This is a genomic window from Bacillus testis (genome assembly GCF_001243895.1).
GTDB lineage: Bacteria > Bacillota > Bacilli > Bacillales > DSM-1321 > Bacillus_AD > Bacillus_AD testis.
The window spans coordinates 1,048,269-1,062,515 of sequence record NZ_LN851186.1; the positions used below are offsets into that span (position 1 = coordinate 1,048,269).

Annotated in this window: 12 protein-coding genes and 1 pseudogene; 8 read left to right on the plus strand and 5 right to left on the minus strand. The window is 41.9% G+C overall.

Annotated features, from left to right (window positions below; genetic code table 11):
- Positions 1-117: 117 nt before the first annotated feature.
- Entirely contained in the window at positions 118-333 is a 216-nt protein-coding gene (locus BN1765_RS05790) for an alpha/beta-type small acid-soluble spore protein (protein WP_050614215.1), read from the minus strand.
- Positions 334-1,495: 1,162 nt separating this feature from the next.
- Between BN1765_RS05790 and BN1765_RS05800 the strand changes: the two genes are divergently transcribed.
- A complete protein-coding gene (locus BN1765_RS05800) occupies positions 1,496-2,104 on the plus strand; it encodes a transglycosylase SLT domain-containing protein (protein ID WP_050614217.1) in 609 nt (202 codons plus the stop codon).
- 144 nt (positions 2,105-2,248) lie between these two features.
- Here the strand turns inward: BN1765_RS05800 and BN1765_RS05805 are convergent, their stop codons facing one another.
- Together BN1765_RS05805 and BN1765_RS05810 are read right to left on the minus strand one after the other, a co-directional pair.
- On the minus strand, positions 2,249-3,346 hold the full coding sequence (locus tag BN1765_RS05805) for an ABC transporter ATP-binding protein (protein ID WP_050614218.1): 1,098 nt from the start codon (positions 3,344-3,346) through the stop codon (positions 2,249-2,251).
- Between the two features lie 100 nt (positions 3,347-3,446).
- Positions 3,447-4,343 carry a PucR family transcriptional regulator gene (locus BN1765_RS05810; protein WP_050614219.1) on the minus strand — a complete coding sequence of 299 codons (897 nt, stop codon included), beginning with the start codon at positions 4,341-4,343 and terminating at the stop codon, positions 3,447-3,449.
- Between the two features lie 211 nt (positions 4,344-4,554).
- On the opposite strand from BN1765_RS05810, the gene BN1765_RS05815 reads away from it, so the two are divergent.
- From BN1765_RS05815 to BN1765_RS05830, 4 genes are all read left to right on the plus strand, one after another.
- The gene (locus tag BN1765_RS05815) at positions 4,555-5,688 is read left to right on the plus strand and encodes a DUF445 domain-containing protein (RefSeq protein ID WP_050614220.1); all 1,134 of its coding nucleotides are present in this window, start codon (positions 4,555-4,557) and stop codon (positions 5,686-5,688) included.
- A 33-nt stretch (positions 5,689-5,721) separates the two neighbouring features.
- Positions 5,722-6,075, plus strand: coding sequence for a YlbF/YmcA family competence regulator (locus BN1765_RS05820; protein ID WP_050614221.1), 354 nt, complete (start codon positions 5,722-5,724; stop codon positions 6,073-6,075).
- Positions 6,076-6,214: 139 nt separating this feature from the next.
- Positions 6,215-7,081, plus strand: a complete 867-nt coding sequence (locus tag BN1765_RS05825; protein ID WP_050614222.1) for an HAD-IIB family hydrolase — start codon at positions 6,215-6,217, stop codon at positions 7,079-7,081.
- A 153-nt stretch (positions 7,082-7,234) separates the two neighbouring features.
- The gene (locus BN1765_RS05830) at positions 7,235-8,731 is read left to right on the plus strand and encodes a coproporphyrinogen III oxidase (RefSeq protein ID WP_050614223.1); all 1,497 of its coding nucleotides are present in this window, start codon (positions 7,235-7,237) and stop codon (positions 8,729-8,731) included.
- Positions 8,732-9,074: 343 nt separating this feature from the next.
- Here the strand turns inward: BN1765_RS05830 and BN1765_RS05835 are convergent, their stop codons facing one another.
- Positions 9,075-10,286: an IS110 family RNA-guided transposase gene (locus BN1765_RS05835; RefSeq protein WP_050614224.1), complete on the minus strand. Its 1,212-nt coding sequence runs from the start codon at positions 10,284-10,286 to the stop codon at positions 9,075-9,077.
- Positions 10,287-10,869: 583 nt separating this feature from the next.
- Between BN1765_RS05835 and BN1765_RS05840 the strand changes: the two genes are divergently transcribed.
- Positions 10,870-11,394, plus strand: coding sequence for an enoyl-CoA hydratase-related protein (locus BN1765_RS05840; RefSeq protein ID WP_315969843.1), 525 nt, complete (start codon positions 10,870-10,872; stop codon positions 11,392-11,394).
- Here the strand turns inward: BN1765_RS05840 and BN1765_RS19460 are convergent.
- A pseudogene (locus BN1765_RS19460) lies at positions 11,369-11,734 on the minus strand (IS110 family transposase); the annotation flags it as partial. The gene BN1765_RS05840 and the pseudogene BN1765_RS19460 sit on opposite strands and share 26 nt — an antisense overlap.
- Before the next feature lie 514 nt (positions 11,735-12,248).
- On the opposite strand from BN1765_RS19460, the gene BN1765_RS05845 reads away from it, so the two are divergent.
- Together BN1765_RS05845 and BN1765_RS05850 are read left to right on the plus strand one after the other, a co-directional pair.
- Positions 12,249-13,046 (plus strand): enoyl-CoA hydratase, encoded by a 798-nt coding sequence (locus BN1765_RS05845; protein ID WP_082195420.1) that lies wholly within the window; start codon positions 12,249-12,251, stop codon positions 13,044-13,046.
- 347 nt (positions 13,047-13,393) lie between these two features.
- Positions 13,394-14,191 (plus strand): enoyl-CoA hydratase, encoded by a 798-nt coding sequence (locus tag BN1765_RS05850; RefSeq protein WP_082195420.1) that lies wholly within the window; start codon positions 13,394-13,396, stop codon positions 14,189-14,191.
- The last annotated feature ends 56 nt before the right edge of the window (positions 14,192-14,247 follow it).

The following is a 14,247-nucleotide window of genomic DNA, read 5'->3' on the forward strand; positions in this document are numbered from 1 at the left end:
GGGACGCTGATTACCCATTTCAAAAGGTGATTAGAGATACATACATATAAGCGGGAAATCGAGCGCTAGAAATGAATGGACGGTGAAGAATGAACACCCACCGGCCAAAGTTTCACCTTATCGGGATGTACCGCCTAATTGTTGTTCTGCCATTTGGACCAATCGTTTCGTAATTTCTCCACCGACGGAACCGTTAGCGCGTGCAGTTGTATCTGGTCCAAGGTTTACGCCGAATTCAGAAGAAATTTCGTATTTCATTTGGTCTAGGGCAGCTTGTGCTCCTGCAACGAGTAGCTCATTAGATGATGAATTTCCTGATGATTGGTTTGCCATTTCAGATCCTCTTTTCTTTGTTTTTTTATTTTGTATTGTTGATTGGGACATACATGACTATGTAATGATTCCTGTTTCAACAAAAGGATGGTTGGGTTATCTGGAGTTGCACCAGCGGATGGAGAGAATCCTGAGGATTCTCCCAAGTCCTCTACTCGGCTTAACCCATTGATGTAAGTTGTTATAGATAGTATGAAATGAAAGATCGGGTATTATTTTGGTAATTGTTGGCCTGAATGGCACGCCTGACATTCATGGAAAATAAAAAGGCTACCAGCAATACAAATAAAAGAATTGAATGCTTGATCCCATTTTAAGGCTCTAAGACAGTGAAGGCGAAGAGATATAGTGGGGTCTGATCGCTAGTAAGAATCTCAACTACTAATCGGTGGGAGATGAATGAAATCGACCATTGATTCAAGTTTCACTTTATAGAAAAGGTTGGATGCCAAGATGATATGTCCTTTATGCAATGGATTTCAAAATGTCGATGTCAAATGCCAACGATGCCAAACATTACTTACTGATTCCGGAAAGGTTACGGATTTTTTTGGACCTTACAGCGCCTATGAAGAATATGAGACATTGGGGAGGATTGAAGATGATGAAGCAATGGAAGAGAACTGCATTCATTGTTTTTTTTGTCCGGCATGCGGAAACCTCCAACAAGTGACTATTTTTAAAGGATAGTTGTTTTGTCGATTGACCCGGCGAGAATGATGTCGATTACAATTTGTTGACAACCTATTATGCACAAGTTAGTATAATGTTATTGGAAAAAGAGAGACTATTCTCGTTTTTCGTGCATTTTGCTAATAAGTATATGGTGTAAACAACTTGGACAGAATGCCGCTGAACTTGCGATGGACAAGACTAAATCTACAGAAAGTTGGAGAGTTTCTCCGTTATGAGGTACTATTTTATGATTAATACGAATAATAGCCGCAAATATGGTGAAACTAGCGTTCGCCAACTTCAAGAAATGTTGAATAAGAAAAATAATCATATACAAATTTTGTTATAAGGAGATGCTGAGCATCTCCTTATTTTTTATGTTACAGAACAGTAACAAGGGAGTTACATTATGTAACGCCACCGCTACTTTTATTACATCGCATGTAAAGGGCAGCAAAAACAACACAGTGATTGAAAGGAGAAGTACATGACAACTTTTTTTAAGAATGTTTCTCGAGTGGGGATTATGACAGTAATGGTAATGGCACTTTTGACATTGGCTGATTCTAAAGTAGGGAAAGAGCTGGCATCCAGCTTTACGAAACAATCAGATTCTAATATATTGCAAGGCTTCACGGTAAAGGCTGAAGCGGCGTCACCTTCTTATTACGTGAAAGGTATCCCAATGCCGGCAGCTCAGCAAAAATACTTGTACAACCTAAGTAAACAAAGAGGGTTGAATTACGCGGAAATGCTAGCTTTCATCAAACATGAAAGTAGTTTTAAACCGAAAGCAAGAGGAGGCAGCAATTACGGCTACTTCCAAATCAATAAAGTGAATCATGCCCGTTTGACAAAAACGCTGAGAACAAAAAATGCACCATTTGATCCCTATGTAAACATGAACTGGGGAACGTATATGATTTCTGACCTTTATAAAAAGTATCAACGTAAAGGATTAAGAGGAACAGCGCTTAAAAATGCAGTGCTGAGTGCATATAACCGTGGAGAAGGCGGCTATGCGAAATACGGAGTGGCTAAGAGCTATGTGAATAAGCATAATCAATGCCTTTCTTATATCAAAGCCAGAATGTGAATATCCTAGTTTACAAGAAATGCATCCAATTTGGGTGCATTTTTTTAATCTTTGTTTTGTAAATAATACCCATTAAATATACAAAATAAACATTAATTGGAATAAAAAACTCTGATAACCGATTGATTATCAGAGTTTTGGGTACTATCGGATTCTGGTTTCTGTTTCAGGATCAAAGAAATGCGCTTTATTCATGTCTAGTGCAAGATCCATCGTTTGTCCGGCAGAAACGATCGTCCTTGCATCGACTCTTGCTACAAAATCTTGGCTATCGATTGAAGAATAAAGCATGAATTCCGCCCCCATTAGCTCAGCTACATCAATATGGGCTTTGATGACGGTTCCAGGGGATGACTGAATGAAGAGAGGTTCATCGTGAAAATCTTCCGGTCTGATTCCAAGGATCATTTTCTTGTTCTCATATCCTCTTTCTCTTAGCATTTTCATCTTTCCCTCTGGCACAGCTAGCTTCAGATGATCCATATGGAAGAATCCGCCTTGCAATGTTCCGTAGAGGAAGTTCATGGCAGGTGACCCGATGAAACCTCCGACAAATACATTTTCCGGATTTTCATATACCTCTTTAGGCGCACCAATCTGTTGGATGATGCCGTCTTTCATGACAACCAATCTGGTTGCCATCGTCATTGCTTCAGTTTGGTCATGGGTAACATAGATGGTTGTTGTGTTCAATCGTTTGTGGAGCTTGGCGATTTCTGCTCTCATTTGCACCCGTAATTTCGCATCAAGATTAGATAATGGTTCATCCATCAAGAATACTTTGGCATCCCGAACAATGGCCCGCCCTAATGCTACACGCTGGCGTTGCCCGCCTGATAATGCTTTAGGTTTCCGGTTTAAATACTCCTCTAAGCCGAGTATTTTAGCGGCTTCTTCCACTCGCTGCTTGATTTCTGCTTTTGGCATTTTTCGAAGCTTCAGGCCAAAAGCCATATTATCGAATACTGTCATATGGGGATATAAAGCATAATTTTGGAAAACCATGGCGATGTCCCTGTTTTTAGGCGGCGTATCGTTGACGCGTTTCCCATCGATGTAGAAGTCGCCTTTTGATATTTCCTCCAGGCCAGCAATCATACGGAGGGTTGTTGATTTTCCGCAGCCAGACGGCCCTACAAAAACAATGAATTCCCGATCTTCGATATGTAGATTAAAATCTTCCACTGCCGTTACTTTATTATCATATATTTTATAGATATGCTCCAAACGCAATTCAGCCATATAAAGTCCCTCCACAAGTTAGATTGGATCTTGTCTTCTTTCATTTTAGGAGAAGGACTAATGGTTGAATATGGGTATAGTGCATAAAAATGAAAACGTTTTATTGTGCATCTGTGTTCCTTTGGGCTTTAAGTAAAAGAATGGCCATATAGACAACGGCTGCATCCTGGAATTGTTTAATGTCGAGGCCCGTTTTGTCTATGAATTTATCGATCCTATACTGCAGGCTATTGCGATGAATGAACAATTCTTTGGCAGTCAATGTGGCGTTTTGATTGTGGGCCAGATAGGTTTTGATGGTCTTAATCATCTCCTGGTCACGGGCTGTATCGCCAAGAATCTCTTTAATATACCAATTGGTTTCCGGTCCAAGGCCTGATAGGAGGAGATAAAGAAAAGCACTTTGTATGGAATATACCTTTTTGGTTGGATTGTAGGCCAATGCTTTAAAAAAACTGTTTTTTTCCATGCGGTAATGGCTGCGCAAATTTGTGCCAACATTTTGTTGGCTGCCGATATAGAACCGCATGCCGCAATAAAAATCCATCTCTAATGTATGAATAATGGTCTCCAATTCCTCCCTGTCGATGGAATGAGTCTTGCTTTCTTCCAAGATGAAGCCCTCAGTTTGGCTTGTCCATACGAGAATCGAATCAGGATGGAAAAAAGAGAGCAGCGCTTCTTCCCATTCTTGGAGCGCGAGGTCTTCCTGTGTTATGGTGAAATACAGAATACGAAGCTGTTTCCAGTTGGTAAGCGGCAATTTGTCGTCTTCTTCAAAGAACAGCCGCCAGTTGAGCTGTCGGCTATTTTGGCGAATGGTGCGGCTGGAAGGATAGAGGGCTTCCAATAAATTTTTCTCAGCCTGGGATAGCTGATTGGAGGGAATGCCCAATTTTTCTGCTCCTACTTCAATCCAAAAGTAACCTGGCGATGAAGGCGCAGCGGTTGTTGTTAGAATGGTATCTTTATAGAAACTCTGCAAGTTGGCAATCAATCTGATCCCGCCTTTCTGAATTAGTATGGATCATGTTTTGTCTGGCAGTATTATATCCACATTATAGTAGAGTGGATGTGTGGAGACAATAATGGGGAAGGACGGGAAAAATAATGTGCGCGCATGCGTTCAGGTTGCGATTAAGAGTTTCCTTCTATAATATAGATAGCAAATAACTAAATAGCGAGCATAATCATAAAGGGGTAAAATAATGAATAATGTGTATTCAATTATTTTCATGATAATTATTGGCGCCTTGATCGGTGCTTTTACAAATTTCATCGCCATTAGAATGTTGTTCCGGCCTTACAATCCGATGTATCTATTCGGAAAGAAGATCCCATTCACTCCGGGTTTGATTCCGAAGCGGCGAAATGAGCTGGCAGAACAGGTAGGGAAGTTAGTTGTAGAACATTTGCTGACAGGAGAGAGCATCCAGCAAAAAATCCTGACTGCCAAGTTCCGCCAAGATTTGCTTGGTTGGCTTCAGTCTAAAGTGAAGCAGATGAAACAGAACGAGACAAGCATTGGAGAAAGCCTGGAAGACATGGGGTTTCACCAAACACAGCAAAAAATTGAAGATAAAGTAGCTTCTCTTGTTGCCGGAAAAATTGACGCTTGGATGGAAGAAAACAAGCAGGTCCCTTTAGAACAAGTCCTGCCTAACCAAATGGTCGATGCGGTAAAAGCGAAGATTCCGGAAGCAGCAGATTTTATTATCCAGAAGGGTGAAGAGTATTTCAGCTCCCCTGAAGGCAGAAAGCAGCTTGAAAAATTGCTGGACCGTTTCTTTGAAGATAAAGGAATGCTTTGGAATATGGTTCAGATGTTTATGAAAAACGAAAAATTGGTCGACAAAATCCAACCCGAAATCTTAAAGTTCCTGCGTTCTGAGGGAACGAAAGAAACGATGACCGAATTAATCATGAAAGAATGGCATATATTGAAGGGGCGCGACATTCAATCTCTTGCTGAGGAATGGCAAATCAGAAAAATAATAGCCCCTCTTCAACACCAACTAATAAACATGTTACAATTAGATAAGTACTATGCTCTTTCCATAGGGGAAGCCATAGCCGCAAATGAAGCTTTTATCAACGATCAGCTGCTTCCTAAGTTAATGGATGCTGTCTTTGAACGGCTATTCGCCCATGTTGAATTATTTGTGGAAAAGTTGCATTTAGACGAGATCGTACAAGAACAGGTCAATACTTTTTCATTGGAAAGATTGGAAGAGATCATTCTTTCCATCGCCAAGAGGGAGCTTGGAATGATTACCTATCTGGGCGGCTTTTTGGGCGGCGTAATCGGTTTAGTGCAAGGCCTTGTCGTCATGCTGTTCTGAACGATTGACAATAAAGCTTAGAGGAGTGGAAAAATGAGCATAAATGTATATGATATAGCTTATGAAATGGAAAAAGGAATCCGCCAAAGTACAGAATACAACGAATTAAAAAAATGGTTCGATGCTGTCAACCAAGATGAGGCTGCAAAGAAAATGTTTGATAACTTTCGCGAGCTGCAAATGCAGCTTCAGCAAAAACAAATGGCAGGCCAAGAAATTACACAAGAAGAAATCGACCATGCCCAAAAATCGCTTCAGCTTGTCCAACAGCACGATACAATTGCAAAACTGATGAATGCCGAACAAAGATTAAGCATGCTAATCGGCGAAATGAATAAAATCATCATGAAACCTTTAGAAGATTTATACGGCCCGCAACCATTTTAAGTCAAGACTCCCTCTGCACATTTAGAGGGAGTTTTCTTTTGCCCCGCAACCGCTTCTGCCTGTGATGGGGAAGGTTCTATTGCGCATGCTGGCGTCATAAGTATTATGGTAAACATCCTACTTATAAGGGGAGATCACCATGATTTATAAGCTATTGGCCGTTAATATAGATGGAACGCTCCTGCAAAGCAATGGACGCTTCAGCAAGGCTACTAAGGAAGCGCTCGAATATGTACATTCCAAAGGAGTCATTGTGGCCCTCGTTACTTCCCGCAATTATCAATCCTGCAAAAAAGTGGCTAAATCCCTGAAAATCAATCCGATGATTATAGCCGCACATGGTGCCTATATTGGAACATCGATTGATAAGCCGCTGTTTATGAAAAAATTATCCGAAAAGACGACAAAAAGCGTTGTGCAGTTGCTCGAAGGCTTGGCAACCCCATTTAAGTTGAATTATGAAAAGAAACAAGTGTGCAATCGGGTAAACATGCCTGAGCATTTCATCGGGAAAGCAGCCTTGTATGTAAGTGAACAAACAATGTTCTCGCAACAATATGTAGACAGCGTTTCTGACTATCTCAATGACCATCAGGATCATCCATTGGGAATAGAGGCGCAATTCAGTAGTAGAAGGGAACAAGAAGAATGCCGTACCCTCATTGAACAAATGTTCGATGATGTGTCTGTCATCTTGAAGGATAACGGCAAAGTGTTCATTATTCCTGAAGGTGTCGGTAAATGGAAGGGGCTTGACTATCTTGCCCAACATTTTAAGGTCCATCGCCGTGAGTTGGTCGCAATCGGTGACAGTGACGACGACTGCGACATGATCTTGGGAGCCGGCGTCGGAGTAGCAATGGGCAGCGGAAGCCCGTCCTTAAGAATGCAGGCGGATTGGGTAACCAGAGGGAATGATGATGAAGGTGTATCTTATATGGTAAAGGAATTATTCCGAAAACAATATCAGCTGCAGTTTCTTGAAAAACTGAACTTATTAAAATAATGAAGCATACGAATGGCTGGGGCAGTAAACTCCGGCTATTTTTGTGTTTTTTTGCTAACGGTGTTTTGCTGCTTCTGTTTGACCTTGCCAATCCCTTTCTGTACACTATTAGCAGACTGTAAATGTAAAAAATACGAATTAAAGGTGATAGTTTTGCTAATAGAAATAAAGGGATTGCAAGATGAAAGATTCCTCAGACCATTGCGATTGATTGCTAATTTATTTTTTGAGAATACCAAGGTGACCTTTGCCAAGGGTAAAGGGCCGCAGTTAATCGCTTCTTTCACGGTAAAGTACAGCAACGGCATATTGGTCGATGTGGAATTGACAGACCAATCGTCCTCCCGTATATATAAGGGGAGTTGCCGAAAAGAAGATATTGAAGGCACGGATAAGGAGCGTTTCACGCAGTTAAAAAATACGGTGTCCTATGCTTATCTAGATGCCCTTCAGCAACTAACCGGCATCCATCAGAAATGGGGGTTCCTGACAGGCATACGCCCGACTAAATTACTTCATAAATCACTGCGGGAAGGGGCAACAAAGGAAGAGGCCCACCGATTCCTGCATGACCAATACAGCATTACCGACGAAAAGATTGATCTTATGCAAGAGATTGTGGACCGCCAGCTGCAAGTAGTGCCGGATTTGTATGATTTGCGTAATGAAGTGAGCATCTACATCGGCATTCCATTTTGTCCGACCAAATGCGCGTATTGCACATTCCCGGCCTATGCCATCGCAGCCCAAAGAAGCTCTGTGCCGATTTTCCTTGAAGGGCTTCATTATGAAATTGAAAAAATCGGTCAAGTATTGAAAGAGTTAAAAGTGCCTATCACGACAATCTACTATGGGGGAGGCACACCAACTTCAGTCAGCGCCAAAGATATGGACATGATGTACGAACAAATGTATAAGCATTTCCCGGATGTGAAAAATGTCAGAGAAATAACAGTGGAAGCGGGACGTCCCGATACAATCACACCCGAAAAGCTGGAAGTGCTCAACAAGTGGAACATCGACCGCATCTCTATCAATCCCCAATCTTATTCAGATGAAACCCTTAAAGCTATTGGCCGCCATCATTCTGTAGCAGAAACCATTGACAAATTCCATATGGCGAGAGAAATGGGTATGAATAATATCAATATGGATTTGATCATAGGGCTGCCGGGTGAAGGTACAAAAGAATTCCAGCATTCGTTGGATGAAACGGAAAAGCTTATGCCGGAATCCTTAACAGTGCATACCCTGTCATTCAAGCGGGCATCGGAAATGACGCAGAATAAGGATAAATATCAAGTAGCAGACCGTTATGAAGTGGAGCGGATGATGAATCTTGCGGAAAGCTGGACGAGGGAGCACGGCTATGTGCCTTATTATTTGTACCGCCAGCAGAATATTCTCGGCAACCTGGAAAACGTCGGCTACTCGTTCCCCGGCCAGGAAAGCATCTATAATATCATGATTATGGAAGAACAGCAGACGATTATCGGTATCGGTTGCGGAGCGGCCAGCAAATTCATCGATCGGCATACAGGTGCCATCCAGCATTTTGCGAATCCGAAAGATCCAAAATCATATAATGACAGTTACAAAAAATATACAGAAGACAAAATTCAAATTCTTAAGCAGCTTTTTGCTGACTGATGGAACTGCCTGCCGATTCGGCAGGCAGTTTTTTTGCGAGCGGAGCTAGTGTGGTTATTTTGAGAGAAACACTCCAGTTTGTACGGAGCTAAACGGAGGTCTTCCGCTTTTCGGTGGTGTCTAGCTGCAGACCTCCAGCTCCTAGCAAACTTCGCGTTTCTCTCTTCAATAAGTCAACATCGGCTCGTGCCTCGCCGTGTATCCTTTCTTACGATTAGTCAAGCATATTAATGAAAATTATTAGTAAAAAATGAGGGGAATAGGGCATACCAAATAGACCTAACGATTGGATTTCATTTTTTTGTTAGGGGGGCTATGGTATGATAAGGATGTCACCTATGCATCAGGCGGCTAACCGGAAGTCATAGGTGACATGGTGTGTAATAAGAAAGAAGATATTCTTCAACAGCTTATTTACACATGCGATGGATGCAACCTTATGGCATTTGTTATAGGGTTGCATTTTTAATTTGTCATAGTAATTAACAATATGGTTATGGCCAAACCTTCTTTGTTTAATCATGTTTTGGATGATCAGATACAACAGTTTTCGTAAGTGTTTATTCCCTCGTTTATTAATTTTGTCCCTGTAAAAGGTCTTGCCAGACTGAAATCGGCGTATATCAATCCCTGCATAAGCATTCAGTTGCTTATGGGTAGTAAACCGGTGGATATTGCCAATTTCGGCGATTAAGCGAACAGCTGTGTTAGGGCCGATTCCAGGAATACTTAATAGGATAGGATATTCTTCTAATTCTTGTGCGAATACCATCATCTTTGTAATGCAGTCCTCTTTTTGTTCATTGATATCAAGATAGCGCTGGGCATAGAGCCGAACTTGATCACAGACCACATCCATAGAGTGGACGGCAGGATAGGAGTTTCGGGCTGCTTCCAGGAGTTCAATGGCTTTCTGTTCGGCTTGGAGTTTGGATAGGCGCTTTCGAGTGCGATGGATGATCTTGTTTTTAATCACCGTTTTAGAATGGGCCAGGACCAAATCTGGATGTGGAAACAATTGAACGATTTGTAGGAACAACTCAGATTTAGATGAGAAGAGCGTATCTAACTCTGGAAAGGTAAGTTGTAGGACTTTATGTAAACGATTCCGGGTCATGGATAATTCTTTGTCTAGCTCGTCATATAAGCGAGATAAAGATTTCAATTGTTGGTGGACATCATCACCCGGCGTTTCTACTCGCCGGTTCTCTTTGAAGTGGGTTAATGCCAAGCGATGGGCATCGCTGCGATCAGTTTTATGGATTCGTAAGGAATCACATTGTTTTTTTGCTTCTAGTGGATTAAGAAGGCAATAAGGCAAGGAACTTTCTCTGAAAAAACGTTCTAAAGGACGGGAATAGACTCCCGTGGATTCGAAGACAATGGAAGGCTGTTCGCCATCTACTTGAATGATTTCCTCCACTTTATCCTTCAGCCAGTTGAATGATGGGCGTGTATGAAGGATATCCCCTTCGTACTCACATTTTTGTGCGCTATTGTAAATCACCATATAACTTTTCCCCATACTGACATCGAAAGCGATGACGTGTTTCATTCTGATTCCTCCTGAAATAAATGAAATTGAAGTCTCCATCTTACTCTTATCGATTCCCATTTCTTTTACACGATCTCAAAGGATCCAACATACTAAAAACTGATTCAAATAAGGTAAGTGAAGAAGGCCAGTTTATTTTACGGATTCAAGATCCTCGGAAACACGCGGCCGTTTCTTCCTCTTTACTATATAAAAAATAGTAGTATGTTTATTTTGAGAGAAACACTCCAGTTTGTACGGAGCTAAACGGAGGTCTTCCGCTTTTCTATTTTGTCTAGCTCCGAACACCCAGCGGTTAGGGGACTTCAGCCTTTTCTTCTACGATAAGTCAACATCGGTTCGTGCCTCACCGTGTTTCCTTTATCTCAAAGAGAAAGTCCTCCAGTCCCTACACCGCTAAACGGGTGTTCTCCGCTTTTCTATTTTATCTGAATTATTAGTTTGCTGTGTTGGGATGAAACGATATAATAAGAGTATGGACCATTTTTTGTAAGGGGAAAGGGAGGAATATGTTTTGGCTGAAGTGGATTATGCTTCGAAAACTGAGACGGTTTTAGTTCATAAAAATGATCGTGTTATTACGGTGGAGCTTAACCGACCACAATCGATGAATGCTTTGGATGTTGAGATGTTAAAGGAACTTAGCCATGTGCTGCGGGATATTGCTACTGATGAAACAGTCGACATTGTCATTTTAAAAGGTTCTGGGAAAGCGTTTTCATCAGGCGGCGATATTAAGATGATGCTGCAAATGGATGAGGAGAAAGAATTCTTTACGGTAATGGAGTATATTTCTGACCTGGCAGTATCCCTGTATTGCATGCCAAAATTGACGATTTGTGAAATACATGGTGCTGCGGCAGGGCTTGGCCTTAGCCTTGCATTGGCAACGGACTATATGATCGCCGACCGCAACAGTAAAATTGCAATGAACTTTATCGGAATCGGCTTAATCCCGGATGGGGGCGGCCATTTCTTCCTCAGCAAGCGAATTGGAGATGTCAAGGCTAAAGAATTGATTTGGGAAGGCAAAGTGCTCTCTGCCGATGAAGCAAAAGAATTGGATTTGATCCACGGNCCGGCGTTTCTACTCGCCGGTTCTCTTTGAAGTGGGTTAATGCCAAGCGATGGGCATCGCTGCGATCAGTTTTATGGATTCGTAAGGAATCACATTGTTTTTTTGCTTCTAGTGGATTAAGAAGGCAATAAGGCAAGGAACTTTCTCTGAAAAAACGTTCTAAAGGACGGGAATAGACTCCCGTGGATTCGAAGACAATGGAAGGCTGTTCGCCATCTACTTGAATGATTTCCTCCACTTTATCCTTCAGCCAGTTGAATGATGGGCGTGTATGAAGGATATCCCCTTCGTACTCACATTTTTGTGCGCTATTGTAAATCACCATATAACTTTTCCCCATACTGACATCGAAAGCGATGACGTGTTTCATTCTGATTCCTCCTGAAATAAATGAAATTGAAGTCTCCATCTTACTCTTATCGATTCCCATTTCTTTTACACGATCTCAAAGGATCCAACATACTAAAAACTGATTCAAATAAGGTAAGTGAAGAAGGCCAGTTTATTTTACGGATTCAAGATCCTCGGAAACACGCGGCCGTTTCTTCCTCTTTACTATATAAAAAATAGTAGTATGTTTATTTTGAGAGAAACACTCCAGTTTGTACGGAGCTAAACGGAGGTCTTCCGCTTTTCTATTTTGTCTAGCTCCGAACACCCAGCGGTTAGGGGACTTCAGCCTTTTCTTCTACGATAAGTCAACATCGGTTCGTGCCTCACCGTGTTTCCTTTATCTCAAAGAGAAAGTCCTCCAGTCCCTACACCGCTAAACGGGTGTTCTCCGCTTTTCTATTTTATCTGAATTATTAGTTTGCTGTGTTGGGATGAAACGATATAATAAGAGTATGGACCATTTTTTGTAAGGGGAAAGGGAGGAATATGTTTTGGCTGAAGTGGATTATGCTTCGAAAACTGAGACGGTTTTAGTTCATAAAAATGATCGTGTTATTACGGTGGAGCTTAACCGACCACAATCGATGAATGCTTTGGATGTTGAGATGTTAAAGGAACTTAGCCATGTGCTGCGGGATATTGCTACTGATGAAACAGTCGACATTGTCATTTTAAAAGGTTCTGGGAAAGCGTTTTCATCAGGCGGCGATATTAAGATGATGCTGCAAATGGATGAGGAGAAAGAATTCTTTACGGTAATGGAGTATATTTCTGACCTGGCAGTATCCCTGTATTGCATGCCAAAATTGACGATTTGTGAAATACATGGTGCTGCGGCAGGGCTTGGCCTTAGCCTTGCATTGGCAACGGACTATATGATCGCCGACCGCAACAGTAAAATTGCAATGAACTTTATCGGAATCGGCTTAATCCCGGATGGGGGCGGCCATTTCTTCCTCAGCAAGCGAATTGGAGATGTCAAGGCTAAAGAATTGATTTGGGAAGGCAAAGTGCTCTCTGCCGATGAAGCAAAAGAATTGGATTTGATCCACGGGGTGACTGATGATTTGGCAGAGGCTGTGGGCACTAAAACGAAAGAATGGCTCCAGAGCCCGATTCAAGCCATGATTCGCACAAAAAAAATCCTGGCTGAGCGTAATCGCCCAGAATTATTGAAAATGCTCGAGCTTGAGAAGCATGGGCAATTAAAGATGCGGAAGACAGAAGACCATAAAGAAGGGGTAAAAGCCTTTCTTGAAAAAAGAAAACCGAATTTTCAAGGCAAATAATCCAGTGAAGTGCTGATCGGTGAGGGCGTTAATCCGCNTGTTTATTTTGAGAGAAACACTCCAGTTTGTACGGAGCTAAACGGAGGTCTTCCGCTTTTCTATTTTGTCTAGCTCCGAACACCCAGCGGTTAGGGGACTTCAGCCTTTTCTTCTACGATAAGTCAACATCGGTTCGTGCCTCACCGTGTTTCCTTTATCTCAAAGAGAAAGTCCTCCAGTCCCTACACCGCTAAACGGGTGTTCTCCGCTTTTCTATTTTATCTGAATTATTAGTTTGCTGTGTTGGGATGAAACGATATAATAAGAGTATGGACCATTTTTTGTAAGGGGAAAGGGAGGAATATGTTTTGGCTGAAGTGGATTATGCTTCGAAAACTGAGACGGTTTTAGTTCATAAAAATGATCGTGTTATTACGGTGGAGCTTAACCGACCACAATCGATGAATGCTTTGGATGTTGAGATGTTAAAGGAACTTAGCCATGTGCTGCGGGATATTGCTACTGATGAAACAGTCGACATTGTCATTTTAAAAGGTTCTGGGAAAGCGTTTTCATCAGGCGGCGATATTAAGATGATGCTGCAAATGGATGAGGAGAAAGAATTCTTTACGGTAATGGAGTATATTTCTGACCTGGCAGTATCCCTGTATTGCATGCCAAAATTGACGATTTGTGAAATACATGGTGCTGCGGCAGGGCTTGGCCTTAGCCTTGCATTGGCAACGGACTATATGATCGCCGACCGCAACAGTAAAATTGCAATGAACTTTATCGGAATCGGCTTAATCCCGGATGGGGGCGGCCATTTCTTCCTCAGCAAGCGAATTGGAGATGTCAAGGCTAAAGAATTGATTTGGGAAGGCAAAGTGCTCTCTGCCGATGAAGCAAAAGAATTGGATTTGATCCACGGGGTGACTGATGATTTGGCAGAGGCTGTGGGCACTAAAACGAAAGAATGGCTCCAGAGCCCGATTCAAGCCATGATTCGCACAAAAAAAATCCTGGCTGAGCGTAATCGCCCAGAATTATTGAAAATGCTCGAGCTTGAGAAGCATGGGCAATTAAAGATGCGGAAGACAGAAGACCATAAAGAAGGGGTAAAAGCCTTTCTTGAAAAAAGAAAACCGAATTTTCAAGGCAAATAATCCAGTGAAGTGCTGATCGGTGAGGGCGTTAATCCGCCTGTCAATTATTCGTTGAC

Bases quoted from the DNA above. Each gene is read 5' to 3' on its own strand.
- BN1765_RS05790 (WP_050614215.1), bottom strand. From the start codon at position 333: ATGGCAAACCAATCATCAGGAAATTCATCATCTAATGAGCTACTCGTT.
- BN1765_RS05800 (WP_050614217.1), top strand. From the start codon at position 1,496: ATGACAACTTTTTTTAAGAATGTTTCTCGAGTGGGGATTATGACAGTA.
- BN1765_RS05805 (WP_050614218.1), bottom strand. From the start codon at position 3,346: ATGGCTGAATTGCGTTTGGAGCATATCTATAAAATATATGATAATAAA.
- BN1765_RS05815 (WP_050614220.1), top strand. From the start codon at position 4,555: ATGAATAATGTGTATTCAATTATTTTCATGATAATTATTGGCGCCTTG.
- BN1765_RS05820 (WP_050614221.1), top strand. From the start codon at position 5,722: ATGAGCATAAATGTATATGATATAGCTTATGAAATGGAAAAAGGAATC.
- BN1765_RS05825 (WP_050614222.1), top strand. From the start codon at position 6,215: ATGATTTATAAGCTATTGGCCGTTAATATAGATGGAACGCTCCTGCAA.
- BN1765_RS05835 (WP_050614224.1), bottom strand. From the start codon at position 10,286: ATGAAACACGTCATCGCTTTCGATGTCAGTATGGGGAAAAGTTATATG.